This is a genomic window from Helicobacter suis (assembly GCF_902196135.1).
Classification (GTDB): domain Bacteria; phylum Campylobacterota; class Campylobacteria; order Campylobacterales; family Helicobacteraceae; genus Helicobacter; species Helicobacter suis_A.
In genome coordinates this window covers 38,636-63,955 of record NZ_CABIKE010000009.1, presented here as the reverse complement: position 1 = coordinate 63,955, position 25,320 = coordinate 38,636, and the positions used below count along the sequence as shown (strand labels likewise).

Genomic DNA, 25,320 nt, shown 5'->3' with positions numbered 1-25,320 from the left:
GTGTTTTCTCCTTTTTCTTCTAAACTTTCTTTAGGTCAGAGGTTTTTACGCCTCTTACTAAACTCTTTCTTTTTTAGTCTCTTTTTAAGTCTGCTCTTTGTGCTCATGCGGTTTGGGTTTTTTCTCTACACAGGAATTTATAAAGACGCTTTGGTAGGTAAAATCCCCTGGGATCAAGTAGGTCAGGTCTTTTTAGATGGTTTAAAATACGATAACCGCGTGGTGGCTGCCTTTTCTTTGATCTTTTTGCTCTTACAACTTTTGCGATCTAAATCCACCCCAAATCTCTACGCCCTTTTTACTATCTCACTCTCTTTGTTTTTACAGGTGGCTAACATCACCTTTTATGGCATTTATGGAGATACCTTTGATGCTAATTTATTAGATGCCTTTAACCAAACCTTTCAAGTTCTTTGGAGCATGGCTATTAGCGGGGAGTACAGCATAGGGAGTAAAATTCTTATCTGGCTTTTGTGTAGCGCTCTTTGTTACTCTCTTTATTTAAAAACCATGAGAGGGGCTCATATTTGTTTTCAAATCTTGCAGGATTTGCCCCTCAAACCCACTTTAGCCTCTGTTTTTTTGGGCTTTTCTCTTTGGATTCTTTATGGCATTAATTCTCGTTTAGCCCTTACCGGTGTCTCGCTTGATCTGCATATCCAACCCGTAGAAAACCCTTTTTTGCGCAAGATCACCCCGGGGGCTTTTCGTAACCTCTATTTAGTTTTTCGCGACTATAGAAAGAGCCGGTCTATTCGCTTTTCTGACTTCACCTCTAAAACTCTTTTACAAGCCAGCATTGATTACTTCCATTTGCCCAAAGACACAAAACTTCCCCTAGATTTGCGCCAACTTCTCAAACACACCAGCCAAAACCCCCTAAAGCCCAGTATCACCCATGTTTTTTATATCGTTTCTGAATCGCTCTCTAGCTGGCATTTTGATCCGCAGTTTGATACCATTGGTCTAGTAAGCAATCTAAAGAGTCTCCGAGATGATAAACATGGCTTTATTCTCCCGCTCTTCTTAGAAAATGGCAGACGCACGGTAAAAAGCTTAGATGTGCAAATCACCGGGCTTTTTAACATCAATGATACAAATTTTGTCAGAATGGGTGTAAAAATCCCTCCCTTGCCTACTGCTATTGGTAACCAGATGAAAGCGCTAGGTTTTTACAATGTGTTTTACTATGGAGGCAGTGGGATTTGGAATCGCCTAGATAGTTTTACTAAAACACAGGGTTTTGACAAGCTCATTTTTAACACCCCCTTACTTGAATACGCTAAAGACGATCCTAATAAGGGTAAGCCCTACGATTCTAAAGCCTACCCTGAGCCAATTGAAAGCAACTGGGGCGTACATGACAATATTCTTTTTGATTATATTTTAGAGAAAACCCCGGTTAATCAAAAAACTTTTAGTATGGTGATGACTTTAAGTAACCACCCTACGCGCAATGTCAACCTTAAAGCTTTTATGGTGCCTGTATTTCAAATTGAAGATTTTGTTAAAAAATTTCCTAAACAGGTTAATATGCCCGATGCTAATTTTTTAGGCCATATCTATTGGTATGATCAAATCCTCGTCAATTTCATTAAAAAAGCCAGCGCTAAATTCCCCAACTCACTTTTTATCATCACCGGCGATCACTTTGATCGTAGTTTTGAATACGCTAAGGATAATATTTACTGGACAAAAAGCGTACCTCTTATCCTTTATGCCCCCAGCCTCACACCAAAAGAGATCGCTTGCATTGGCTCGCACATAGACATCGCACCCACTATTATGGAACTCATCGCACCTAAAGGCCACCCCTATGTGAGTTTTGGTAAACCTCTTTTTAGCAATAATCCTACCTCTTCTCTTGATTGTAACTCTGATTCTAATTTTGCTTTAGGTTTTGAGGCCATTGCTAGCCCATCACAAACCCCGGGGCTTAACTTTATTTATCAAGAGGGTAGACCTTTGTTTTATCTTGCAGGTGAAAAGCGCCTTAAAAAATCGCCCCTGCCAGCAGATTTAAGACGGGCTAAAAATCTCATGGAAAAAGATAAAATCGCCAACGGCCTAAGCTGGTACTTTTTATTCAAAGGCCCTATTTTGCAAGATTTTAAAGATAATTAGTCAAACTCATTTGGTTAATCTTGCTAGCAGAGGCCAAAGAGGCATTGTAGTTATTGCGTAACTGGGCAAATTTATTATAAGTCTGTGCCACATCTGTACCCACTGTATCCGCACGAATCGAGTCTATTTGGGTTTTGAGTACTTCATTGCGGCGCATTACATTAGAAAAACTACGGCTATGAGCCCCATTAGATGCGATGACTTTTTCAATGTGATCGCCAAGATGATCGACTAAAGCGATTCCATTTTGTATGCCAGTATTGCGTATCTCTTTGCCATAACCCGGCAAAGCATCGGGGCGATCAATACCTTCACGCACGGCTTCAATCACGCTATCTAATTGTTTGAAAAAATGGATATGGGGAGTGTCTATAATAAGGGCGTTATTAGCATTAAGGCGGATACTTGGGGTGTCTTTTTTAAGGCTTTCAGGGCTAAAGTCATTAGCCTTTGAATCAAAAAACATAAATTGCATCGGAGTAGTGGCGTGGATTTTATCACGGATATTAATTTGTCCTCTATCATTAAACCTAACATCTACCCTTTCATCGGCTTGTTTTAAAAGAGAAAGAAAGGCCTGTTTGCTTTCCTGTGAGGGAGTGTTGTTTTGTGCTTGTGTGTATTCTTGCGGATTCCCATTGCTATAATTAAGAGCTAGACTGATAGCATCCATTAACTGGCGGTAGGTAAAATCATTGGGCTTAGTCAAGGTGGGGGTTTTTTGGGTACGATCATAAAGCGCAATTTTATAAGCTGGCCCCCCTTCTTTATTGGGCAATTCTAAAAATGCCCCTTGTGGGCTTAAGTGTAATTTAGCCGTAAGAGGAATGCCATTATTATCTTGCATCTGCATCACATAAGTTTGATCTAAAATATTAGCGCCCATTACAGAGGCAAGGGTAGTAGAACCTGTGGCATAATCCATACTCTTTGGCATAATCTGGGAAACATTGCTGTATAAAAGCGCGCCTTGTTTGGCAAAATAGGTTTTTTGATAAGCGCTAGCATAATCTGTGGGTAGGGCTTGTGTGGGCAAACCTTTATCATCTAAACTTGTGATCTTAACACTCAATCCTCTAGGCCCATCAAAGGGAGGGGTTTTGCTATCATGGCTTTTATTGTGTACATTGTGATCAATGAGGCGCAAATGCCCATCGCTAGAAATTTCTACATCTAATTTTCCGCCAAAATGAGATTTAATCCCATCCATTAAATCCTGTACACTTGATCCTTTAACCGGCAAAAAGAAAGGTTCTAGCGGGGTGTTATCCACACTACCATCTTCTTGATTAGGCCGTGTCCCTTCTATTTTTAAAACCACAGCAGAAGGATCTAAGATCGCACTTAAGGGGGTGTTGCGGGTAGCAGGGATATTATCTTGCGTGATAAGAGCGCTTTTAAAATCTAGCATGCGGTGATCGTAGAGATTAGGTACGCCTTGAATCTCAGAAAGCCCTCTATCCGTAACAAAGGCGCTTTTGACATATTTACTAACACGGGCATTACTTTTACGCAAATCATCTAAGTTATCTACATTTTCCTCACTAGAGAGCATGTGAAAATCTAGGGTGGCATTTCCCGGGGTGAGATCGCGAATTTGTATTTCTCCCCAAGCGTTTAAAGAGACATCTACCACTTGATTAGTAGAGGTATTGCCATAAGCCCGCCCGATTTGATCAAGCAAATCTTGAACTTTAGTAGCGCTATCTTTATTAGAATAAGCCTTATCCAAAGAAAACTTAGCCTTAAAAGCGCTGCCATCGGGGCGAACCCCCTGCAAATAAAAATACTCAGGTTTGTCATTGCTTGGGTTGTTATCATTATCGCCAATTAGATCGCGCAATGTATCCTGAGCGGTGATATAGACTTCTTGGGGGTTTTGGGTTTTATTAAAAGAATCCATTATATCGGGGTGTAATTTGCTTTGGTTAAATTTTTTGATATTAGCGATGATGCTTGTTTGTTTGTCTGCATCTTTACCTAAAAAAAGATTAGTCCCGCTGATATTGTAAGGGACAAGATTATGCGAACCAACTAAAGCGTTGAGGTTTTCATCATTGCCATAATAATTGCCCGTTGCATCAAAGGGAGGGCGATCGACCTTACTACCTCCAAAGAGATATTCCCCCCCAATAGAAGTATTAGCCACATTGATCATATGGTTTTTTAGTTTTTCTAAATCTAGGGCAATGGCTTGTCTGGAGGTGGTGGAGTGTACATCGCTAGCTGCTTGGATAAGCTTAACTTTAAATTGTTCCATTGTACTAGAAAGCTCACCTAAGGCTTTATCGGTATTAAGTGTAGCGGTGTAGGCGCTTTTGGCAACATCATGGGCTTGATCAAGGGTATTGGTTTCAAAGCCGTATTTAAGGTTTTGGTTATTCACTTGGCTATTTTGATAACCATACTCAGATTTAAGCCCTGAGGCGATTTTATTATTCGCCGTGTTGAGTTTATTTTGGAGTGCGTTTTGGTAATAATTAATCTGGTTATAGCGGTTACTATCAGTAATGCGCATCAAACCCCCTTAAAAAATCTACTAGGATACATGCAAGATGTATACCATTACTAAAGGTTAACTTTTAGGTTTACTATGTTAAAATGCTCTTTTTTATCTCAAATTTTAGGTGGGTTTATGGTTTATGCAGTTTTTAAGAATGGAGGCAAGCAATATAAAGTACAAGAGGGCGATATTGTGTTGCTGGATAAAATGGGCTTAGAGTCTAAGGCAGAGGTTAAGCTAGAGGAAGTTTTAGCCGTGTGTAAAGAGGGGGGTATGGTTTATGGCGCGCCTTTTGTACAAGGGGCACACATTGAGGCAGAGGTGATTAATGAAGGGCGGGGTAAAAAGGTGGTGATCTTTAAAAAGCGCCGCCGCAAGGATAGTAAAACCAAACGCGGTTTTCGTAGAGACTTTACCCGTCTTAAAATCACTAAAATTTTTGCATAAAGGACAAAGATGGCACACAAGAAAGGTCAGGGCAGTACCCAGAATAACCGCGACTCTGCAGGCCGCCGTTTAGGGGTTAAAAAATTTGGATCAGAATTTGTACGCGCCGGTAATATTTTAGTGCGCCAAAGAGGCACTAAAGTACACCCCGGTAAAAATGTGGGCATGGGCAAAGATCACACCCTTTTTGCTTTAATTGATGGTGTTGTGTACTTCCAATACAAAGATAAATACCGCAAAAAAGTTTCTGTACTTCCTGAAGTTAAAGAGGTTTTCGCGCCTTGAAAACACGCCTTCTTCCCTGTTTGTTTCTAGCTGTATCGTTTCTTTTTGGGGTAGAAGGCGGGACTTTAATTTATGCTAGGGGGGCAGATAGCTCTGGGATGGATCCGGCTTTAGTTGTAGATGGCGAAAGTTATGCTGCTACTGCTAATATTTATGAAACTCTGGTGCGTTTTAAATATGGTAGCACGGAGATCGAACCTTCTTTGGCTAGTAGCTGGGAAATTTCTAAAGACGGGCTTGTTTATACTTTTCATCTGCGCAAAGGGGTTTATTTCCACACCACTAAATACTGGAATCAAAAAGTAGAATTAAGCGCTAAAGATGTGATCTTTTCCTTTGAGCGCCAAATGGGTACTATCCCCTATTACAAAGGGGGTAAGTCTTATGGCTACTGGGCGAGTATGGGCATGTCTTCTATCATTGATAAAATAGAAGCCCTTGATAAATACACAGTCCGTTTTACTCTCAAACACCCCGAAGCGCCTTTTTTAGCAGATTTGGGCATGGATTTTTTAAGCGTTCTTAGCGCTGATTATGCCGCCCATTTAAAAAGCCTGCACAAAGAGGACGCCCTCACCCGTAAGCCCATAGGCACGGGACCTTTTAAGTTTTCTACTTGGTTTAGAGATGATAAAATTGTTTTACTCAAAAATAAAGAATATTGGGGCACACCCGCACATTTAGATCGCGTGGTGTTGCGCGTGATTGCTAATCCTTCCGTGCGCGCCTTAGCCTTGCAAAGAGGCGAAGTGTCTTTAATCAACATGCCTCATCGTAATGAAATCCCTCGCTTAGAACGCCTGCCAAATATCTCTGTAGATAAAAAGCCCGCTCTCTTTGTAACTTGGATGAGTTTAAACATGCAAAAAAAGCCCTTTGATAACCGTCTGGTGCGTCTAGCTATTAACCATGCGATTAATACCAAAGACTATATCAAAATCGTGTATGAAAATTATGCTAAAGTGGCGATTAATCCTATCCCACCTGAAATGTGGAGTTATAACACAAAGATCAAGCCCTATAGCTACGATCTGAGAAAAGCTAAGGAATTGCTCACAAAAGCAGGTTATGCCAACGGATTTAGCACGACACTTTTTACAGCCTCTAAATACAATAAAAAAGCCGCTGAATTCGTACAATCCCAGCTAGCCAAAATTGGTATTCAAGTTAAGATTGAATTTTTTGAGTGGGGGACTTATTTAAAAAAGATAGCAATGGGAGAACATTCAATGGCCTTTAGTGGCTGGATGGCAGACACTCCTGATCCGGATAATTTCCTTTATATTTTATGGAGCAAAGAGGCAGCCTCTGAGATTCCCACCCGCAACAGCTGTTTTTATAGGAGTGAAACTTATTCTAAATTAGTTACTCAGGCTAAATATCTCTCCGATCAAGCCAAACGCGCGGTTTTATATGAAAAAGCCCAAGAGATTTTCCACAACGATGCCCCTTGGGTACCCCTTGCCTACCCTTATAATGTGGTGGCAAGGCTTTCTAATGTTTTAGGCTACCATGTAGAAGGGGTGCAAAACAACCGCTTTGCTTATGTGTATTTTGGGAAATAAACATGCTGGCTTTTTTACTCAAACGGATTTTATGGACTATCCCCACTTTACTAGGGGTCTCCATCTTGGTTTTTTCTATGGTGCATTTAGTACCCGGTGATCCGGCCTTAATGATTTTAGGCGAACATGCCAACAAAGAGGCGCTAGAGGCCTTGCGTGAGCAAATGGGGCTTAATAAACCGCTTTTAGAGCAGTATTTTAGCTACATGGGGCATATCTTACATGGGGATTTGGGTACTTCTTTAGTTTCTGGTGAAAGCGTACTAGAAGCTTTTTTACAGCGCTTCCCCGCTACTTTAGAACTTTCTCTAAGCGCTTTGTTGCTTTCTATTATCGTAGGGATCACTGTAGGTATGATTGCAGCCACTAAGCGCTATAGTCTCTTTGATCATGTAAGCATGGGTGCAGCCTTAGCCGGGGTGTCTATGCCTGTTTTTTGGTTAGGTTTAATGCTCATTTATGTCTTTAGCGTGAAATTAGGCTGGTTTCCTGTTTTTGGAAGACTCAATGATGCTTACGATTTAGAAGGCCCCACTGGGTTTTATCTGATTGATAGCTTACTGGCGCTTAATTTCCCCGCCTTTTTAGACACCCTGCGCCACCTAGTATTACCAAGCATCGCCCTAGCCACTATCCCCACTGCCATTATTGCCCGCATGACACGATCAAGCATGCTAGAGGTTTTACAAGAGGATTATATCCGCACCGCACAGGCCAAAGGTTGCTCAGCCCTGAGAGTAGTGTTTGTCCATGCCTTAAGAAATGCTCTTATTCCAGTTACTACTATTATTGGCTTAATGTTAGCTGGCCTTTTAGCCGGGAGTATCTTAACTGAAACCACTTTTTCATGGCCGGGAGTAGGGCGCTGGATGGTTAATGCTCTTAACCAACGCGATTTTCCCATTATCCAATCCTCAAGCCTCATTGTGGCGGTGATCTTTATTGGGACAAATCTGATCGTAGATATTCTTTACGGGTTTATCAATCCTAAAATCCGGCTAGCTTAATGGAACGCTTTTATCTCTTTTGGGAAAATTTTAGGCAAAATAAGGCAGCTCTTTTTGGGCTTGTTTTGTTGGTGATACTTGTATTTTGTGCGATCTTTGCGCCCGCTTTAGCCCCCTACGATCCAAGTTTACAAAACCCCCAAGCGCGGCTTTTAGAACCTTTTTTTACACAGAATGGGAGTAAAGCACACTATCTAGGCACAGATGATCTAGGCCGTGATATTCTCTCTCGACTCATCTTTGGGGCGCGTATTTCGCTGATTATCGGGGTAGTCTCTGTAGGGATTGCCCTTATCTTTGGGGTGATCTTTGGGCTTGTGGCGGGCTATGTAGGCGGATTAACAGACATGATTATCATGCGCTTTATGGATTTAATGCTCTCCTTGCCCTCTATTTTACTCATCATCATCGTAGTGGCAATTTTGGGCCCCTCTCTGACAAATGCCATGTTAGCCATTGGCATTGTGGGTATTCCAAGTTTTGCCCGCATTGTGCGGGGTAGTGTACTCCTTGAAAAAGAAAAAGAGTACACCCTAGCCTCTGTGCTTAATGGGGCTTCTCATCTGCGCCTTATGTTTGTCGTGATTTTGCCAAACTGCACCGCGCCGCTCATCGTACAAGCCACTATGGGCTTTGCGGGGGCAATTTTAGAAGCAGCAGGTTTAAGTTTTTTAGGTTTAGGGGCACAGCCACCTACCCCAGAATGGGGCGCGATGCTTATGGATGCCTTGCAATACATCACCACATCCCCCTGGGTTTTGCTTTTCCCGGGCTGTGCGATCTTTTTTACGGTAATGGGCTTTAATTTATTAGGAGATGGGATCATGGATGCTTTAGACCCCAAAAAATCTACATGAATGCGCTTTTAGAAGTAGAAAATCTTAAAACTTACTTTTCTAGCCGCACTGGTTTGATTAAAGCTGTGGACGGGGTGAGTTTTAGCATTCAAGTAGGACAAACTGTGTGCCTTGTAGGAGAAAGTGGGAGTGGAAAAAGCATGAGTGCGTGGTCTATTATGGGACTTATTAGGCCACCGGGCAGAATTATGGGTGGTAAAATTCTTTTTAAAGGGCAAAATCTACTGGCCTATTCAGATAAAGAAATGCAAAAACTGCGGGGCAGAGAAATAGGCATGGTGTTTCAAGAACCTATGACAAGCCTTAATCCTAGCTATACAGTTGGTTTTCAAATCAGCGAGGTGTTTAAAATCCACCAAAGCAAACTCAGCAACGCACAGATCAAACAAAAGAGTCTAGAACTTTTAAATAGCGTTGGATTAGATGCGAGCAAATATAACGCCTATCCTTTTAAACTTAGCGGAGGCCAGCGCCAACGGGTGGTGATTGCTATGGCTATGGCTTGTAAACCCTCTTTGTTAATTGCCGATGAACCCACTACCGCGCTAGATGTTACAATTCAAGCACAAATTTTAGAGTTGATGCAAACTTTACAAAGACAACAGCACATGGCCATGCTCTTTATCACCCATGATTTAGGCGTCGTCGCGCAGTTAGCTGATATAGTCGTGGTACTATATAAGGGCGAGGTGGTAGAAAAAGCGCGCGCCTCTGATCTCTTTAACAACCCCAAACACCCCTACACACAGGCGCTATTAGAGGCTATCCCAAAGCCGGGCAAACGCAAGATACGCCTTAAAAGTGTAGATGAAAACACGAATTATTTAGATTTTGCTAGGGAAATCCGTTGCTAGAGGTTAAAAATCTTTATAAATCTTATGGTGAACTTGCCGTGCTTAAGGGGGTGAGTTTTACTATCCAGCCTAAAGAGATTTTAAGCTTAGTAGGGGAGAGTGGCTGTGGCAAAAGCACGGTGGCTAAAATTTTAGTGGGCATAGAAAAGCCTAGCAAGGGAGAGGTACTCTTTGAAAAGAAGGGCATGCAACAATTTAGTGCTAAAGATTGGAGAGCCTATCGCCAAAGTGTGCAAATGATCTTTCAAGACCCCTATTCAAGCCTTAATCCGCGCTGGAAAGTTGAGGATATTATCGCTGAACCTTTGTTATTAAACACCAAGCTAAATAAAACAGAACGGCAAAAGCAGGTTTTAGAGATGATGCATCAAACCGGGCTTAAACCTGAGTGGGCTAAGCGTTATCCACACCAGTTTTCAGGCGGACAAAGACAGCGTATAGGCATTGCTAGAGCTCTCATGCTCAAACCGCGCATTTTAATTTGTGATGAACCTGTTTCGGCCTTAGATGTCTCCATTCAAGCACAAATTCTTAATTTGCTTTTAGATTTGCAGGCGCATTTGGGGTTGAGCTATCTTTTTATTAGCCATGATTTAGGGGTGGTGGAGCATATTAGCGATCGGATTTTGGTCATGGAAAAGGGGCTCATTGTTGAGGAGGGAAGCGTAGAAATGGTAATAGAAACACCAAAGCACCCCTACACACAAAAACTGTTAAGCGCTATCCCCCACCTAGAAAAAACCCAATACTTCCAAGAGGGCTAAATGTTTGTAGATTGGGTAGAAATTAGTATCTCCTCAGGTAAAGGCGGGGCGGGTTGTGTGAGCTTTAGGCGGGAAAAATTTGTCATGCAAGGAGGACCAGATGGAGGCGATGGAGGCGATGGAGGCGATGTAATCTTTAGTGTGGATGCAAATAGCGATACTCTTAGCGCCTTTAGAGGCAAAAAGCACTACAAGGCACAAAATGGCGCTCCCGGTGGGCCTAAAAATTGTAGTGGCAAAAGAGGAGAGGATTTGGTTTTGTATGTGCCTCCCGGGACGCAGATTTTTGAGGGGGAAAAACTTCTTTGTGATTTAATAGAGCCGGGGAATGTCGTTTTACTCAAAGGGGGCAAGGGCGGGCTTGGCAATATGCGCTTTAAAAACGCGATCAAACAACGGCCTACTTACGCCCAAAAAGGCTTAGCCGGAAAGACGCTTTCTTTACGCCTAGAACTTAAACTTATCGCCCATGTGGGTTTGGTGGGCTTTCCAAATGCGGGGAAATCTACTTTAATTAGCATAATCTCTAATGCTAAACCCAAAATCGCGCCTTATGCCTTCACAACTTTAATTCCCCATTTAGGAGTGGTGCGCGTGGGGGATTTTAAAGAGTTTGTTATGGCAGATATTCCCGGAATTATAGAGGGAGCCAGCGAGGGCAAGGGTTTAGGCCTAGATTTTTTGCGCCATTTAGAACGGACGCGTTTTTTGCTCTTTGTACTAGATAGTACTTTTAATGTGCAAGAGCAATATGAAAAGTTGCGCCAAGAGCTTGCTAAGTTTTCTAAAGAACTTGCCCAAAAAGAATTTGCGGTTGTGATCAATAAAATAGATGTGATGCCTGCAATGCCTCTTGAGATTTTAAAGGCGCGTTTTATTCTGCCAATTTCTGCTGTTACGGGAGAAGGCATTAAAACTCTTCTCCGATCTTTAGGAGAAATTTTAAAACACTTGTAAGGAAAATTCTAAACTTTTTGGTGAGTGGGATAAATTCCACTACTATTGTAATGAGTACTATGTTACTAGTTAAATGTAATAGAAGACCTTGTGAGGAATACTAATGATTTTGGACAAAATAGAATTATTAAATTTAAAAGATGCGAGTTTGTGGGCCAGTAGATATTTGGGCAAGAAGGTAACGATTAATAATATTAACTACCTTTTAAACTATGGACGCATCGTCAATCATGGTCAAAGCAAGAATCAAAAATTAATCTCTTTGCTTGAGCTTAAAAACTACTATGATACAAAAATAGAATTAGATAATCCCCTCTCTTTTGCCAATTTTAAAGAGTCAGAAACAACAAAACACATCCATCGCCTCCACCCTTACAGGGGTAAATTTATTCCCCAACTTGTAGAGCATTTCTTAAAAGAGCCCTTTTTTAAAAAGGGTGATATTGTTTTGGATTTATTTTGTGGATCTGGTACAACTCTAGCTGTAGCTAATGAACTAGGCATGCACGCATTAGGCATAGAGCTATCAAATTTTAATGTGATACTTTCAAATGCAAAGATTAAAAATTATGATCTTACTGCTCTAGAAAATGAGACAAATAAGATAATAAATTATTTAGAAAGTAGAAAAATCCACCCACTTGAAACTATATTAAATCAAAAATTAAGTGAGTTTAATAAGGCTAATTTTCCGCACGATTTTAAAAGAAAGGTTTTTTTAAAAGAGATTAATGAACTAGATTTTGGGCTTAAAAAAGAGGCTGAGTTTTTAGCTATTTATAACGAAGCTGTAAAAGGTTTTGATTTAAATACAAAACAAACTGGTAGCTTTTTAGACAAATGGTACTTGCCATGCATAAAAGAGGAGCTCTTTTTTATAAAAGATTTAATATCCCCACTAGATGATATTTTTAAAATAATTTTGAGCCGCACAGCTAGGAGCGTGCGCGCGACTACTCATAGCGATTTAGCCACACTAAAGTATGCTATTATCCGGCCTTATTATTGTAAAAAGCATAGGCGCATTTGTAAACCTCTTTTTAGTGTTAAAAAACATTTTAAAAGATATGCGCTAGATACGCTTAAAAGATTAAAAGAATTTAAAAAACTTAAAACATCTACTTTACAAACCTGTATCAACGCAGATTCTACAAATTGCGATGTATTAAAAGAGCTACAAGATACAAGCTTCAAACATTTAATCCAAACACAGAAAATAGCAGGTATTTTTACATCTCCACCCTATGTTGGATTAATTGATTATCACGAGCAACACGCTTATGCTTACGATCTTTTTAATCTAGCAAGATTTGACGGTTTAGAAATAGGAAGTCTTAGAGATGGGCAGGGCAAGAGTGCGCAAAGAAACTATGTAGAAAACATCGCTAAAGCGCTAAGAAATGTAAAGCCACTTTTAGTAAAAGATTACAACATATTCATAGTGGCAAATGATAAATTTGATCTCTATCCAAGTATTGCAGATCTAGCAGATATGAGAATAGCTAAGTGCTTTGATAGACCCGTGCTTAATCGTGCTCAAAAAGACAATAAAAGCTACAACGAAAGCATATTTTTATTAAAAGAGAAATCATGCAAGATGTAAAAGATTTATTGATAAAGGCCTTAAAATCAAAACTTAAATCTTATAATCCTGAGACTTCTTACATGCCTTTTCACACACGCCTTTTAGGAAGTGATAGAATGGCGCTTTTTAGTTTTATTCAAAGTTTAAATACAAATTTTGGTACGAGTATTTTTGAATTAGTAGCCAAAGAGCTAGCAAAGAATAATTTTGAAGTTGTGCAAAAACAGCGTGATATGGGCAATAAAATATATAAAAATTGCCAAATAACAATACAGCAGATCATAGATAATCTAGAAAGTGCCAATGCAAGACCAGATAAAATAAATGAATTAAAAGCCATTTCAAACTCCCAAAGTGGGGATTTATCCACTATAAAACCCACAAAAGTAGATTTGTTTTTAAAAAGAGATAAGGAAATATTTTTAATAGATCTAAAAACAGCAAAGCCAAACAAGGGTAGTTTTAAAGAATTTAAGCGCACACTACTCACATGGTCTGCTCTTGCAATGTTAGATTTTAAAAATCATGGAATAAATAGTTTGATAGCTATTCCATATAACCCCTATGAGCCAAAACCTTATGCTAGGTGGACAATTGCAGGTATGTTAGACTTAAAACATGAGTTAAAGGTAGCAAAAGAATTTTGGGATTTTTTAGGGGGTGATGGGAGTTATGAGCTACTTTTAAATGCTTTTGAGCAAGCAGGTATTAGCTTACGCGCAGAAATAGATGCATACTTTGCTAAATTCATGTATTAACCAGCACAAAATTAGCTTCTTAAGTATACATCCACAAAACGATAAAGTTTTGATTAAGACTTAATTGGGTTGGTTATGCTAGTATTAGGTAAGAGGTTTTAGAGTACGCCCTTTGTAAATGTGTCCTAGCAATCACCCGCTTTTTTAAAAGATAACATTAGTAAGAAAATTCTAAATAAGGAGGATACATGAGAATCATCCGTCTTTTATATCCTGATTTTGCAGGCGGAGGGCTTGAGACTTATTATTTGGGAGCGCATCTACTTGCAAAACTTTTGCCAGAAAATACCACTCAAAAGGTCTATGTAGTAGACATCGATCCGCCCTCCAAAGAGGCTTATAAAATTACAGAAGGGGTGTATGCAAAAGAGGCAGTTGTGGCGGGTATTAAGCGAGCCGGAGAAATCTTAAGAGAGGTTCAGCCAGATAAAGTCATCACTTTAGGCGGGAATTGTCTTGTATCTCAAGCGCCCTTTGATTATTTGCATGGAAAATATAAAAATCTAGGTATTATCTGGATTGATGCGCACCCGGATGTCTCTACTGCCAATGGCAATTACCCCTACGCGCACGCCTTTGTGCTAGGTTCTTTGCTAGGAGAGAAGGATACTAAGCTTAGCCATTTAAGGCAATATCCAAAGTTTTTAGCCCATGAAATCCTCTATGTGGGCTTGCAAAGCTTGCTTCCTGATCAGGAATCTTTTTTGAGGCAAAGGGGGGTCAACTTTAAAATCCAAGATAAAGAATTTCTCTCTGATCAAGAAATTTCAAATTTTTGTACCCAATTTGAATATATTGTGATTCACTTGGATGTAGATGTGCTGGATGCTAGTTTGTTTTTCTCTACTTATTTTGCTAATAAAGAGTTGGTAGGAGACGGCAGCTTAGGGGGTAGAATGTCAATGAATCAACTGCGCCAGATTTTAAGGGTGATTTTTAAAGAGGCGGATGTAGTTGGTCTCACCCTTGCTGAATATCTCCCCTTTGATGCGCACAAACTACAGGATATGCTAGCAGAAATAGACCTTTTAAGAGAGCAGAGTGTGTAGCTTTATTGTAGCTCCACCTGTAAATAATGAAGTTCTTTGCGTCTATCTTAGCGCTATTTCTGACGCTAGATCCCAGATCGTACTCTCCATTATTTTGAAAATCTGGAAAAACTAGCAAAGGTTAAGATTATGTTTTTTAACGCCACATCTCTATTTCCTATCTAACTCTCTATTCTGTTTTATTCAGATCCTTTATGTTAGTATTAGACAAGAGATTTTTAGAGGCTATTTATAAATTTTAACAATGACAATGCTCAACTCATTTAAAGGACATACATGGTTTATAACATCAGTAAGAAAATTCTAAATGTTGTAGGTAGGACTAATGCCACCTATAATTTAATTAGTGAGGGTGATCGCATCCTTATAGGCTTAAGTGGGGGTAAGGATTCTATTTTACTCTCTTGTTTGCTTGCGCGCATGCAAGCACACGCCCCCTTTAATTTTACATTTCAAGCTGCCACCGTGCACTATGGTCTAAAAGAAGACTTGGCATGGCTAAGTGATTTATGCACAGAGCAAAATATCCCCCATACCATTCTTTATACCAATATCGCCCAGACAATCCGTGAAAAGCGCCGTGAACAGAGTTCTTATTGTAGTTTTTGTTCGCGTATGCGTCGTGGGGTGCTTTATAATTATGCGCTAGAACATGGCTATAACAAACTCGCCCTAGCACACCACCTTGATGATGCGGTAGAGAGTTTTTTCATGAACTTTACCTATAATGGGAGTTTGCGCAGCATGCCCCCTATCTATAGAGCAGAAAATGGACTCTTTGTGATCCGCCCTCTTATTCATATCCGTGAACGCCAAAGTATTGATTTTGTCAAATCCCAAAATATCCCCACCGCCCCTGATTGTAATTGCCCGGCCAAACAACCCGATTCAGACAAACCCCCCATTGCTAGATCAGCCACTAAATATTTTTTACAAGAAATGGAGCGCAATAACCCCACCCTTTTTACTTCTCTTAAAAATGCCTTTTGTAATGTGCATGCCAATAGTTTTAGTGATGGTGTGTTTTTAGATTCACAGGGGGCTTAATGGATTTATTAGTGTTTTTAATCTTAATGGCTCTTGCGTTATGGATTGATTTTAAAGCCCATAGCCAAGATCAAGTGATCACGCTTAAAAGCGCAACTTTATGGTCGCTTTTTTGGATCGCCACCGCACTTTTATTTGCACTCTATCTTTATATGCATGATGGCCCTACTAACATGTCTTTATTTCTCACCGGGTATGTGCTAGAAAAAGCCCTTTCTGTAGATAATCTTTTTGTGATGATGGCTGTTTTTGCTTGGTTTAAAATCCCAGATATTTACCGCCACCGCGTGCTGTATTATGGCATTATCGGCGCGATTGTTTTTAGACTGATCTTTGTTTTGATAGGAACTGGGTTATTACATCTTTCAGTCTATGTAGAAATTCTCTTTGGCCTTTTGGTGGGTTATAGCTGTGTGGTGATGATCAAAAACCAAGATAAGGAGGAAGAAGAAGCACAGGAGGATTACTCCAAACATTTAGCCTACCGCCTCGTTTATAAATTCTTCCCTGTTTATCCAAAACTAGTTGGCCATGATTTTTTCCTTAGTAAAGAGCGTTTAGAAACTTTAGAAAGTTCGTTAGAGGGTACAGAAAAAGAAGCTTTGCACCACCAAAGCGCTTTTAGCAAGGCTAAGATTATCGCCACCCCGCTTTTTTTGTGCTTAGCTGTAATGGAATTAAGCGATGTGATGTTTGCCTTTGATAGCGTACCGGCCGTGATTGCGGTGAGTAAAGAGCCCTTGATTATCTATAGCGCGATGATGTTTGCGATTTTGGGTTTGCGTAGCCTTTATTTTGTGCTAGAGGTTTTAAAACGCTACCTAGTTTATTTAGAAAAAAGTGTGATTGTGGTACTTGCCTTTATTAGTTTAAAACTTATTTTAGATGCCACTTCTCATTTATTTGGTTTTGGTCTAAGTATTAGCCCCACTACTAGCCTTTATATTGTATTAGCAATTTTAGGTACGGGGGTGTTATTAAGTGTATTTAAAAACCCTTCAGCTAACTAGTGTTTTTTTTAGTCTCTATAAGAGTAAAATTTGCTAAAATGGCGCTTTTTAAGAAAGGAGTTTAGCATGCGTAAATGGTATCAAGCAGGATTATATATACTCTTGGGTGCTTTACCCTTAGGGGCGGCTAAAAATGGTTGGTATGCAGAAGCCGGGTTACAATACGCCCATGGGGCTGGATCTTATGCAGATAGAACTTTTAATTTTACAAGCCAACAACCTTTTTCGGCAAATATGGGCGGTGTGGATTTTGTGGGGGGTTATAAACAATTCTTTGGTAAAGCTAAGCGGTGGGGTTTGCGTTACTATGGCCTTATTAGTTTAGAAGGGGGTTCTTTTTCACAAGAAACAGGCAGGAAGTATCCCACGCAAGGTTCTTTAGGCAATTTCTTTTATGGTGTGGGAATTGATGGGCTTTGGGATTTTTACCGCAATAAGGGATATGATATTGGAGCCTTTGTAGGTATGGCAGTGGGAGGGAGTAGCTGGACTTTGGGAGCGGGGAAAGCTAATGATGTGTGTACTACAATGGTGGCCAATACTAATTGTGTGAGCACTAGTAACTATTACCTCAAACAATCCATTGGCGCTAATAATATCAACTATTCGCCCACATTTGTACAATGGATGTTTAACTTTGGGATTCGGGCTAATCTTGGAGCACACAACGGCCTAGAAGTGGGCTTTAGAGTCCCCGTGATCAACACCCCTTATTATACACAGACTAGCACCGGCCAAACCATCACCTATTCTTTTAGGCGGGTGATTGCCTTTTATGCTAACTATGTTTATAATTTTTAAAATTTTCAATGGTAGCTGAGGCGTGGCAAGATGCCCGCAATTTCCATGCTTGTTTAATGGCTTTAGGTCCCATAGTCTTTGGGATCAATTTAGTTTTTTTAGGGCTAGTTAAAAATTACGCCACCCTTAATAAATGCCTGTATTTCATGATGCCCATGGTTTTTGCGTGGGTGGCTATGGCCTTTTTTAGCGGTATTTTTCTACTTGCCATGCAAAGTTTTGCACTTTCAGGTAAGGTTGCTCTTATGGGGCTTGTGGTGGGGATTGTCATGTTAGGTGAGATCATGCGGGTCTACAAACTCAAACTAGCCCGCACAAAAGAATCGCTAATGCTAGCCTACATTAAATGGTCTAAAGGCTTGTATGGGCTAGATTTATTGCTTTGTCTACTTGTTTATATCCTCTAATGCAATTTATTTACCATAAAGAGGCCGGTAGCCAAGAGTTATTTTTAACAGCACAGAGTTACAGGCATGTTTATTTAAGCCGCCGCATGCATGCCCAAGAAATTCTTGTTTTTAGAAACCTAGCCGATCACATTCTTTATTTTTACAAGCCCTTAGAGGTTAAAAAACACCATGCACGCTTATCCTTAATAGATCAAAAGTTGCGCCCTATTTGCCCTAAACGCTATTCTCATTTGATCTGGGCGATTATCGCGTCTAAAAATATTGAAAAAGTTTTACCCTATCTTAACCAAATGGGAGTGGGGAAGATTAGTTTTTTCTACGCCCATTTTAGCCAAAAGAATGAAAAAATTGACGCCCCCAAGTTGGAGCGTTTTAGAAGAATTCTCATTGCATCTTGTGAACAATGTGGCCGTAGTGCATGTATGGAGTTAGAGGTTTTAGAAAATACAAAAATGGCCTTAGAGTGCTACCCTACTGCCTGTATTTTTGATTTGCATGATCAAACTCAAGGGCTAGTTAGCCTAGAAAATGGAATTTTTATAGGCCCTGAGGGGGGATTTTCTAACCAAGAGCGCCAATTCTTTAAGGACAGAAAAATTTATAGCCCCTCTCCTATTATCCTTACAAGTGAGGGAGCAGCGCTATTTTTAGCCGCACATAGTTAATCTGCTGGCAAAATATTAATAAATTTCTGATACCCTACTTCTATCTTTAATAAAAGTTTTGGTTAATCAATTTATGCTTTAATAGGATTGAAATTGCTAAGGAGCTAGCGGTGGGAGTGAGTGGTTTTGAACATCCGTATTTTGGGGCGTTTTTCTTACTGGTCTTTAGTTTTTTAGTCTTTAATTGGACTTTGCGTATACAGCGCTTTTTAAGCCGCCTACTTGCCAAAAAAAGAAATGAAAAACTCAAACTTTCTGCCTATGAATGTGGCCCCATTGCTTTAAAGCAACAAAACCGCATCAGCCACCAGTTTTATGTCATGGCGATGCTTTTTATCCTCTTTGATGTAGAAATTGTATTCATGTTCCCTTGGGCGCTGTGTTTTAAAGATTTAGGGTTATTTGGCTTTCTAGAGATGTTGAGCTTTCTTGGTTTGTTAGTCATTGGTTTTATTTACGCACTAAAAAGAGGAGCACTAGAATGGCAGAGCATGCAGTAAGTTATTTAAAAAATGGCGGGCTTCCTATCGCTTTAAGCACTTTAGACAGGCTTTTAAATTGGGGGCGCAGTAATTCGCTTTGGCCTCTTACTTATGGGCTGGCTTGTTGTGCGATTGAAATGATGGCTACAGGTGGCTCGCGCTTTGATTTTGATCGCTTTGGCACGATTTTTAGAGCCTCCCCCCGCCAATCAGATGTGATGATCATCGCCGGCACTCTTACCAAAAAACACGCTGAATTTACCCGTCGCCTTTATGATCAAATGCCTGAACCTAAATGGGTGATTTCTATGGGTTCTTGTGCAAATACAGGCGGCATGTTTAACACTTATGCCACCGTGCAGGGAGTAGATCGCGTGATCCCTGTAGATATTTATTTGCCCGGCTGTGCACCCCGCCCTGAAACTTTGCAGTATGCCTTAATGGTTTTACAAGATAAAATCCGCCGCCAAAAGGCATTGCCAGAAGAAGCGCCTAAACGACTCGTTTAAAGGATTACAAATGGTTAGAAGACAACGCCCCAATGCCAATGTCCAAAAACATGTCCACTACTCCGATCGCTTCCATGTTATTGCAAACACGCCTAGAACTTCTCTTATCGGTACAGCTTACGAGGTGATTTACAACCACCTTAGCTATTATCATAAAATCCTAGAGAATTTTATAGAAACTAACACGGCTGTGTTTGTGGTAGAGGTGGCAGAGGTAGCAGAAATTGCCAAGAGGCTAAAAAATCTAGGTTATGAAACTTTGAGCGAAATGAGCGCGATAGATTTTTTAGAACAAAGAGGCGAGTTTGAACTCTTTTATCAATTTGTCTCTTATCTACCTAACTTTGCGCAAAAAAGGCGCTTGCGTTTAAAGGCCACTCTTAAACAAGGTACTAAAGCCCCCACCCTGAGTCATCTTTTTAGATCGGCTCTGTGGAGTGAAAGAGAGGCTTATGATATGTTTGGGATTGTCTTTGAAGGCCACCCGCATTTAATCCGGATTTTAATGCCAGAAGACTGGGTTGGCCATCCGCTTTTAAAATCCTATCCACTAAAGGGCGATGAACATGCCGCGTGGTATGAGGTGGATAAGATTTTTGGCAAAGAATACCGCGAAATTATTGGGCCTGAGCAAAGAGATAGCGCACGGGTAGATGAGAAAGATACCTTCAATTTTTCTAAAATTGGGCATGAACAATCCAAAGGCCTCCCGCTTGAAGATCACCCCCAAAAACACGCTTTCCAAAAGTCTTTATTTGTCAAAGACCTACACACAAAAGACCCCTCAGAACTCAAAGAGCGTCCCTAATGGCACAGATCTTTAATAAACTTAAACCCCAGTTTGAAAATGTCCTCTTTGAGAGAGATGATAACCAAATGGTGATTAACTTTGGGCCTCAGCACCCCTCCTCACACGGGCAATTGCGCCTAATTTTAGAACTTGATGGAGAAAAAATTATCAAGGCTACGCCTGAGATTGGCTACTTACATAGAGGCTGTGAAAAGCTAGGCGAAAACATGACTTATAATGAGTACATGCCAACCACCGACAGATTAGATTACACCTCCTCTACCAGCAATAACTACGCCTATGCTCACGCTGTGGAGACTTTACTAGGGGTGCAAATCCCCAGACGCGCACAGGTGATTCGCACCATTTTACTAGAATTAAACCGCGTGATTTCACATATCTTTTTCTTAAGCGTGCACGCTCTAGATGTGGGGGCGATGTCGGTTTTTCTTTACTGCTTTAAAACCCGCGAGTATGGGTTAGATTTAATGGAGGATTATTGTGGGGCAAGACTGACTCATAATGCTATCCGTATCGGGGGCGTGCCTTTAGATTTAGCGCCTAGCTGGCTAGAAAGCTTAAAGGCCTTTATAAAAGAGGTGCGCGCAACACATAAACTAATAGGGGGGCTACTTGATAGTAACCGCATTTGGAGAGCCCGTTTAGAAAATGTAGGCACGATCACACAAGAACAAGCTAAATCTTGGGGCGCTAGTGGAATCATGCTTAGAGGTACAGGTATTGCCTATGATGTGCGCAAAGAAGAGCCTTATGAGCTTTATCCAGAATTAGACTTTGATATTCCGGTGGGCAATAATGGAGATTCTTATGATCGCTACCAACTTTATATGCTAGAGATCGAACAATCCTTGCGTATTTTAGAACAACTCATTCCCATGCACGCCCCCACAGATAAGGCCATCATGGCACACAACCCACATTATTTTTCCGCCCCTAAAGAGGACATCATGACGCAAAATTACGCTTTAATGCAACATTTTGTGCTTGTAACTCAAGGCATGCGCCCCCCCAAAGGCGAGGTATACGCCCCCACTGAATCGCCTAAGGGAGAATTAGGCTTTTTTATCCACTCAGAGGGCGATCCCTACCCTTACCGCCTTAAAATCCGCGCCCCTAGTTTTTATCACATTGGTTCTTTGCAAGATATTTTAATAGGGCAGTATCTAGCTGACGCAGTAACCGTAATTGGCTCAAGTAACGCAGTTTTTGGCGAGGTGGATCGATGAAGCGCTTTGATCTACGCCCCTTAAGAGATCAACCCAATGAGGCGGTTTTAAACCACATGGGGGGTATTTTAGATCGTAGTGTACAAGCTGGTGAGGTGGTGATTTTTATGCTAGAGGTGGTGGATTTTAACATCGTAGAACAAAGCGCGGAGTATGTCAAACAAAGGGGGGATACTTTGATGAATTCTTTGCGTTTTAACCGCGTAGATTGGACTTTAGTAGTCAAAAAGAGGTAGGCATGCCACATATCAATATAGACGGATTAAAGGTAGAATACAAAGAGGGACAAACCATTTTAGAGGCGGCTAGAAGTGCGGGGGTGTATATCCCGGCTATTTGTTATTTAAGCGGGTGCTCGCCTACGGTGGCTTGTAAGATGTGCATGGTAGAGGTGGAGGGCAAACGGGTTTATAGCTGTAATACTAAACCCAAGCCTAATACTAATATACTCACCAATACCCCCGCCCTTAAAACCGAGCGCCAGATGATCATGCAAACCTATGATGTCAACCACCCTTTAGAGTGTGGGGTGTGTGATAAAAGCGGGGAGTGTGAATTACAAGACATGACCATGCGCATGCAAGTAGACACCCAGCCCTTTGCCGTGCGCGATGATGCTAAGCCCTTTGCCTTCTGGGCACAGGCTTCTTACGATCCTAATTTGTGCATCATGTGCGAGCGTTGTGTAACCACTTGTAGCGATAATATCGGTGATAACAACCTCAAGGCCACTAAAGCCAATTTACACGCTCCCGACAAATTTAAAGAAAGCATGCCCAAAGACCCTTTTAGCGTGTGGAGTCGCAAACAAAAGGGCATGATTAGTTTTGTAGGCGAAGTACCTTGCTTTGATTGTGGGGAGTGTATCGCGGTTTGTCCTGTGGGTGCGATCGTTTATAAAGATTTTAGCTATAGCGCGAATGCTTGGGAACTCACCCATATTGATTCAACTTGCATGCACTGTGCAGCAGGTTGTTTGCTAGATTATCATGTACGCCACTTTGATACGCTAGGCGAGGAAAAGAAAATTTTTAGAGTGGGTAATGATTTTTACCATAACCCTATTTGTGGGGCGGGGCGTTTTGCCTTTGATATACATGCCTCCAAAGAGGGGAGTAGCAATATTGATCAAGCCGTGCAAAAACTTAAAGAGGCCAAAGCGGTTTATGTGGGCGGAGATGTGAATAATGAAGAGGCCTATTTATTAGAATATTTGCGTAAACATTGTGGTTTTAGTTTGCATAATGAGGAACTCTATACTTTTCAGAAATTTTTAAAAGAGTTTAAACCTACAAATTTCCCTGATATTTCAGAGATTAAAAGCGCGGGTTGTGTGGTGAGTGTGGGTTCAAAAATCCGCAATGAAAACCCGTTAATCAAATACGCCCTTGCCAATATGCTTAAAGTTAACAAAGGTACAACGCTTATTTATGGCCACCCTCTCACAGACAAAGCGATTAATAAAATGAGTCGTAGTGTTATTTCTGTGAACTATCCTTGCCATGCTGAGGAAATCTTTTTGGGGGCGATTTTGCTAGCTTTAGGTGTGAAAAGCCCAAGTTTAGAGAGTTTACTAGCAAGCCAAAAACCAGTAGAAACACCTAAAGAAAATATAGAGACTCAAGAGGCAGAAACTCCAGAAAAGGCTAAGGAGCAACCTAAACCGGTTTATCAAATGTTAGAGGATATTAAACTAGATAGCGCTACTTATGAGAAAATCACCACCACTTTAGAAAAAGCGCCCAGTGTTGTACTGCTTATAGGGCAAGAAATTTACACGCACAAACGAGCAAGCAATATCGCTAGAATGCTTAAAGAGGCTAGCCAACACCCCAAAGTTAAGATCGTTTTGATCCCGCCTACGGCTAATGCGCTAGGCATTGTTTCTATTTGCCAACTAGAAAAAGATAGAGGGGAGCACCCAAGCGTAGGTGTGCGCACACGGGGGGATTTTGTGCTAGATTCAAATTGTGTCTGCGATCAAGAAAGTTTGCAGAGTGTGGATTTTATCTTGCCAAGTCCTAATCAAATAGAGGCCAGTACAACTAACTTTGAGGGGCGCGTTTTACCTATCAGACCTGCCTTAGCCTACACAGGGTTAGATTTAGCCGATATTGCCCAACATTTTGGACTCTATGGGGAAAGTTTAGTAGAGTATACCCCTCTTTTACCCCAAGAAAAGGGCTATCAACCCCTTGCCTATGATGATTTTAAAAACTTCTATGCCAATGATAAAAGCAACCACAGAGGTTATAAACTTAAGCCTCAAGAAACACAAGAGAGTACGCCAAGTGAACCCATTGCTAAATTAGAGAGCATGCCTTTTAATAGCTATTTAAAATTTGCCGAAACCCAGTTTAACACCCATACCCTCACTAGCCAAAATCTCCAACTTAAAGAAGGCATTTACACCTCGCCTAAATATTTAGAAAGCTTAGGTTTACAAGAGGGGAGTTTAATTTGTTTGCACAAAGAGGGGCGCAAGCTTAAAGGTGCGCTTTATATAGATTATGGGCTTGATCAAGATGTGTTTATGGTAAGCCCTAGCCTAGATATTGAGGGCGTGTTTAATGGCGCCTTATTTGCACAACTAGAGTGGGAGCTAGCATGAGCGCTGAAATCCTAGAAACTTTGGTAAAAATTTTAGTCGTAGTACTGGTTTTTTCCGGTTTAGGGGCTTTTGGGACCTATTTAGAGCGTAAGGTCTTAGCCTATTTTCAGCGAAGACTAGGCCCTACTTATGTAGGCCCTTTTGGGCTTTTGCAGGTTATTGCTGATGCGATCAAACTCTTTACCAAAGAGGACATTATCCCCCAGCATGCAAACCGCCTTATCTTTGCCATAGCCCCTGTAATTGCAATGGTAAGTGCCTTTGTGAGCATGGCGCCCATTCCTTTTTTTGGTGATTTTACCCTCTTTGGGCATACCATTAAGCCTATCATCTCAGACATCAATGTAGGCTTGCTTTTCTTTTTAGCCGTAGGCTCAGCCGGCATTTATGCGCCCCTTTTAGCCGGGCTAGCCTCCAATAGTAAATACGCCCTACTAGGCTCTGCGCGCGCGGCTATCCAACTTTTAAGTTTTGAGGTAGTGAGTACACTCACTATTTTAGCCCCTATCATGGTCGTAGGCTCTCTTTCTTTAGTAGAGATCAACCACTACCAAGAGGGCGGCATGATTCACTGGTTAGTTTTCAAACAACCTTTAGCCTTTTTCTTATTCTTAATTGCGAGTTATGCGGAATTAAACCGCACTCCCTTTGACTTACTCGAACATGAAGCCGAAATTGTAGCCGGATTTTGTACAGAATATAGCGGCCTTAGGTGGGGAATGTTTTTCTTAGCTGAGTACGCCCATCTCTTTGCCTTTTGCTTTGTGATCTCTTTAATATTCTTTGGAGGTTATAGCGCTTGGGGTTTTATTCCCGGAGGCATTGCTATTTTGATTAAAGTGTGCTTTTTTGTCTTTTTATCCATGTGGGCACGCGCGACTTTCCCCCATGTCCGCCCCGATCAGCTCATGAGAATGTGTTGGAAAATCATGTTGCCTTTATCTTTGATTAATATTCTTATCACAGCGCTTGTTATCTTAATCTAGGAGAAAT

25 protein-coding genes are annotated in these 25,320 nt (G+C 40.9%); 24 read left to right on the top strand and 1 reads right to left on the bottom strand.

Annotated features, from left to right (window positions below):
* The gene (locus G6Q06_RS06120) at positions 1–2,124 is read left to right on the top strand and encodes an LTA synthase family protein (protein WP_163566032.1); all 2,124 of its coding nucleotides are present in this window, start codon (positions 1–3) and stop codon (positions 2,122–2,124) included.
* On the opposite strand, the gene flgL is transcribed toward G6Q06_RS06120, so the two are convergent.
* Positions 2,111–4,642, bottom strand: a complete 2,532-nt coding sequence (gene flgL, locus G6Q06_RS06115) for a flagellar hook-associated protein FlgL (RefSeq protein ID WP_163566031.1) — start codon at positions 4,640–4,642, stop codon at positions 2,111–2,113. The two genes, G6Q06_RS06120 and flgL, sit on opposite strands and share 14 nt — an antisense overlap.
* A gap of 117 nt (positions 4,643–4,759) precedes the next feature.
* Here flgL and rplU point away from each other — a divergent pair, with 117 nt between their 5' ends.
* From rplU to nuoH, 23 genes are all read left to right on the top strand, one after another.
* Complete coding sequence (rplU, locus tag G6Q06_RS06110) at positions 4,760–5,074, top strand: 50S ribosomal protein L21 (protein WP_163535281.1); 315 nt, start codon at positions 4,760–4,762, stop codon at positions 5,072–5,074.
* 9 nt (positions 5,075–5,083) lie between these two features.
* Positions 5,084–5,359, top strand: a complete 276-nt coding sequence (gene rpmA / locus G6Q06_RS06105; protein ID WP_163533998.1) for a 50S ribosomal protein L27 — start codon at positions 5,084–5,086, stop codon at positions 5,357–5,359.
* Complete coding sequence (locus tag G6Q06_RS06100) at positions 5,356–6,924, top strand: ABC transporter substrate-binding protein (RefSeq protein ID WP_163566030.1); 1,569 nt, start codon at positions 5,356–5,358, stop codon at positions 6,922–6,924. Before rpmA ends, G6Q06_RS06100 begins: the two co-directional genes overlap by 4 nt.
* 2 nt (positions 6,925–6,926) lie before the next feature.
* Positions 6,927–7,931: an ABC transporter permease gene (locus G6Q06_RS06095; RefSeq protein WP_163566029.1), complete on the top strand. Its 1,005-nt coding sequence runs from the start codon at positions 6,927–6,929 to the stop codon at positions 7,929–7,931.
* Positions 7,931–8,788, top strand: coding sequence for an ABC transporter permease (locus G6Q06_RS06090; protein ID WP_163566028.1), 858 nt, complete (start codon positions 7,931–7,933; stop codon positions 8,786–8,788). The genes G6Q06_RS06095 and G6Q06_RS06090 overlap by 1 nt, the downstream gene beginning before the upstream one ends.
* Positions 8,785–9,642: an ABC transporter ATP-binding protein gene (locus G6Q06_RS06085; RefSeq protein ID WP_205435952.1), complete on the top strand. Its 858-nt coding sequence runs from the start codon at positions 8,785–8,787 to the stop codon at positions 9,640–9,642. Before G6Q06_RS06090 ends, G6Q06_RS06085 begins: the two co-directional genes overlap by 4 nt.
* Positions 9,636–10,406, top strand: a complete 771-nt coding sequence (locus tag G6Q06_RS06080) for an ATP-binding cassette domain-containing protein (protein ID WP_163566027.1) — start codon at positions 9,636–9,638, stop codon at positions 10,404–10,406. Before G6Q06_RS06085 ends, G6Q06_RS06080 begins: the two co-directional genes overlap by 7 nt.
* Entirely contained in the window at positions 10,407–11,363 is a 957-nt protein-coding gene (gene obgE, locus G6Q06_RS06075; protein ID WP_163533992.1) for a GTPase ObgE, read from the top strand.
* 103 nt (positions 11,364–11,466) lie between these two features.
* Complete coding sequence (locus tag G6Q06_RS06070) at positions 11,467–12,966, top strand: DNA methyltransferase (RefSeq protein WP_163566026.1); 1,500 nt, start codon at positions 11,467–11,469, stop codon at positions 12,964–12,966.
* Entirely contained in the window at positions 12,954–13,706 is a 753-nt protein-coding gene (locus tag G6Q06_RS06065; protein ID WP_163566025.1) for a TdeIII family type II restriction endonuclease, read from the top strand. The genes G6Q06_RS06070 and G6Q06_RS06065 overlap by 13 nt, the downstream gene beginning before the upstream one ends.
* Before the next feature lie 188 nt (positions 13,707–13,894).
* Positions 13,895–14,755 carry an arginase family protein gene (locus tag G6Q06_RS06060; RefSeq protein WP_163566024.1) on the top strand — a complete coding sequence of 287 codons (861 nt, stop codon included), beginning with the start codon at positions 13,895–13,897 and terminating at the stop codon, positions 14,753–14,755.
* 276 nt (positions 14,756–15,031) lie between these two features.
* Positions 15,032–15,802, top strand: a complete 771-nt coding sequence (locus tag G6Q06_RS06055) for a tRNA 2-thiocytidine biosynthesis TtcA family protein (protein ID WP_163533989.1) — start codon at positions 15,032–15,034, stop codon at positions 15,800–15,802.
* Positions 15,802–16,812: a TerC/Alx family metal homeostasis membrane protein gene (locus tag G6Q06_RS06050; RefSeq protein ID WP_163564157.1), complete on the top strand. Its 1,011-nt coding sequence runs from the start codon at positions 15,802–15,804 to the stop codon at positions 16,810–16,812. The genes G6Q06_RS06055 and G6Q06_RS06050 overlap by 1 nt, the downstream gene beginning before the upstream one ends.
* A 66-nt stretch (positions 16,813–16,878) precedes the next feature.
* Entirely contained in the window at positions 16,879–17,613 is a 735-nt protein-coding gene (locus tag G6Q06_RS06045) for an outer membrane protein (RefSeq protein WP_240329287.1), read from the top strand.
* Between the two features lie 8 nt (positions 17,614–17,621).
* Positions 17,622–18,020: a hypothetical protein gene (locus tag G6Q06_RS06040; protein WP_240328779.1), complete on the top strand. Its 399-nt coding sequence runs from the start codon at positions 17,622–17,624 to the stop codon at positions 18,018–18,020.
* Complete coding sequence (locus G6Q06_RS06035) at positions 18,020–18,688, top strand: 16S rRNA (uracil(1498)-N(3))-methyltransferase (protein ID WP_163566023.1); 669 nt, start codon at positions 18,020–18,022, stop codon at positions 18,686–18,688. Before G6Q06_RS06040 ends, G6Q06_RS06035 begins: the two co-directional genes overlap by 1 nt.
* Before the next feature lie 110 nt (positions 18,689–18,798).
* The gene (locus tag G6Q06_RS06030) at positions 18,799–19,188 is read left to right on the top strand and encodes an NAD(P)H-quinone oxidoreductase subunit 3 (RefSeq protein ID WP_163566022.1); all 390 of its coding nucleotides are present in this window, start codon (positions 18,799–18,801) and stop codon (positions 19,186–19,188) included.
* Entirely contained in the window at positions 19,170–19,679 is a 510-nt protein-coding gene (locus G6Q06_RS06025; protein WP_064429981.1) for a NuoB/complex I 20 kDa subunit family protein, read from the top strand. The genes G6Q06_RS06030 and G6Q06_RS06025 overlap by 19 nt, the downstream gene beginning before the upstream one ends.
* Positions 19,680–19,689: 10 nt before the next feature.
* Positions 19,690–20,487, top strand: coding sequence for an NADH-quinone oxidoreductase subunit C (locus G6Q06_RS06020; protein ID WP_163566021.1), 798 nt, complete (start codon positions 19,690–19,692; stop codon positions 20,485–20,487).
* A complete protein-coding gene (nuoD, locus tag G6Q06_RS06015) occupies positions 20,487–21,716 on the top strand; it encodes an NADH dehydrogenase (quinone) subunit D (RefSeq protein WP_163566020.1) in 1,230 nt (409 codons plus the stop codon). The genes G6Q06_RS06020 and nuoD overlap by 1 nt, the downstream gene beginning before the upstream one ends.
* Complete coding sequence (locus G6Q06_RS06010) at positions 21,713–21,952, top strand: NADH-ubiquinone oxidoreductase subunit E family protein (RefSeq protein ID WP_163566019.1); 240 nt, start codon at positions 21,713–21,715, stop codon at positions 21,950–21,952. Before nuoD ends, G6Q06_RS06010 begins: the two co-directional genes overlap by 4 nt.
* A gap of 2 nt (positions 21,953–21,954) precedes the next feature.
* Positions 21,955–24,327 carry an NADH-quinone oxidoreductase subunit G gene (locus tag G6Q06_RS06005; protein ID WP_163566018.1) on the top strand — a complete coding sequence of 791 codons (2,373 nt, stop codon included), beginning with the start codon at positions 21,955–21,957 and terminating at the stop codon, positions 24,325–24,327.
* Positions 24,324–25,313, top strand: a complete 990-nt coding sequence (gene nuoH, locus G6Q06_RS06000) for an NADH-quinone oxidoreductase subunit NuoH (protein WP_163533980.1) — start codon at positions 24,324–24,326, stop codon at positions 25,311–25,313. The genes G6Q06_RS06005 and nuoH overlap by 4 nt, the downstream gene beginning before the upstream one ends.
* Positions 25,314–25,320: the final 7 nt, after the last annotated feature.

Bases quoted from the DNA above. Each gene is read 5' to 3' on its own strand.
- flgL (WP_163566031.1), bottom strand. From the start codon at position 4,642: ATGCGCATTACTGATAGTAACCGCTATAACCAGATTAATTATTACCAA.
- rplU (WP_163535281.1), top strand. From the start codon at position 4,760: ATGGTTTATGCAGTTTTTAAGAATGGAGGCAAGCAATATAAAGTACAA.
- rpmA (WP_163533998.1), top strand. From the start codon at position 5,084: ATGGCACACAAGAAAGGTCAGGGCAGTACCCAGAATAACCGCGACTCT.
- G6Q06_RS06095 (WP_163566029.1), top strand. From the start codon at position 6,927: ATGCTGGCTTTTTTACTCAAACGGATTTTATGGACTATCCCCACTTTA.
- G6Q06_RS06090 (WP_163566028.1), top strand. From the start codon at position 7,931: ATGGAACGCTTTTATCTCTTTTGGGAAAATTTTAGGCAAAATAAGGCA.
- G6Q06_RS06085 (WP_205435952.1), top strand. From the start codon at position 8,785: ATGAATGCGCTTTTAGAAGTAGAAAATCTTAAAACTTACTTTTCTAGC.
- obgE (WP_163533992.1), top strand. From the start codon at position 10,407: ATGTTTGTAGATTGGGTAGAAATTAGTATCTCCTCAGGTAAAGGCGGG.
- G6Q06_RS06070 (WP_163566026.1), top strand. From the start codon at position 11,467: ATGATTTTGGACAAAATAGAATTATTAAATTTAAAAGATGCGAGTTTG.
- G6Q06_RS06065 (WP_163566025.1), top strand. From the start codon at position 12,954: ATGCAAGATGTAAAAGATTTATTGATAAAGGCCTTAAAATCAAAACTT.
- G6Q06_RS06060 (WP_163566024.1), top strand. From the start codon at position 13,895: ATGAGAATCATCCGTCTTTTATATCCTGATTTTGCAGGCGGAGGGCTT.
- G6Q06_RS06055 (WP_163533989.1), top strand. From the start codon at position 15,032: ATGGTTTATAACATCAGTAAGAAAATTCTAAATGTTGTAGGTAGGACT.
- G6Q06_RS06050 (WP_163564157.1), top strand. From the start codon at position 15,802: ATGGATTTATTAGTGTTTTTAATCTTAATGGCTCTTGCGTTATGGATT.
- G6Q06_RS06045 (WP_240329287.1), top strand. From the start codon at position 16,879: ATGCGTAAATGGTATCAAGCAGGATTATATATACTCTTGGGTGCTTTA.
- G6Q06_RS06040 (WP_240328779.1), top strand. From the start codon at position 17,622: ATGGTAGCTGAGGCGTGGCAAGATGCCCGCAATTTCCATGCTTGTTTA.
- G6Q06_RS06035 (WP_163566023.1), top strand. From the start codon at position 18,020: ATGCAATTTATTTACCATAAAGAGGCCGGTAGCCAAGAGTTATTTTTA.
- G6Q06_RS06025 (WP_064429981.1), top strand. From the start codon at position 19,170: ATGGCAGAGCATGCAGTAAGTTATTTAAAAAATGGCGGGCTTCCTATC.
- G6Q06_RS06020 (WP_163566021.1), top strand. From the start codon at position 19,690: ATGGTTAGAAGACAACGCCCCAATGCCAATGTCCAAAAACATGTCCAC.
- nuoD (WP_163566020.1), top strand. From the start codon at position 20,487: ATGGCACAGATCTTTAATAAACTTAAACCCCAGTTTGAAAATGTCCTC.
- G6Q06_RS06010 (WP_163566019.1), top strand. From the start codon at position 21,713: ATGAAGCGCTTTGATCTACGCCCCTTAAGAGATCAACCCAATGAGGCG.
- G6Q06_RS06005 (WP_163566018.1), top strand. From the start codon at position 21,955: ATGCCACATATCAATATAGACGGATTAAAGGTAGAATACAAAGAGGGA.
- nuoH (WP_163533980.1), top strand. From the start codon at position 24,324: ATGAGCGCTGAAATCCTAGAAACTTTGGTAAAAATTTTAGTCGTAGTA.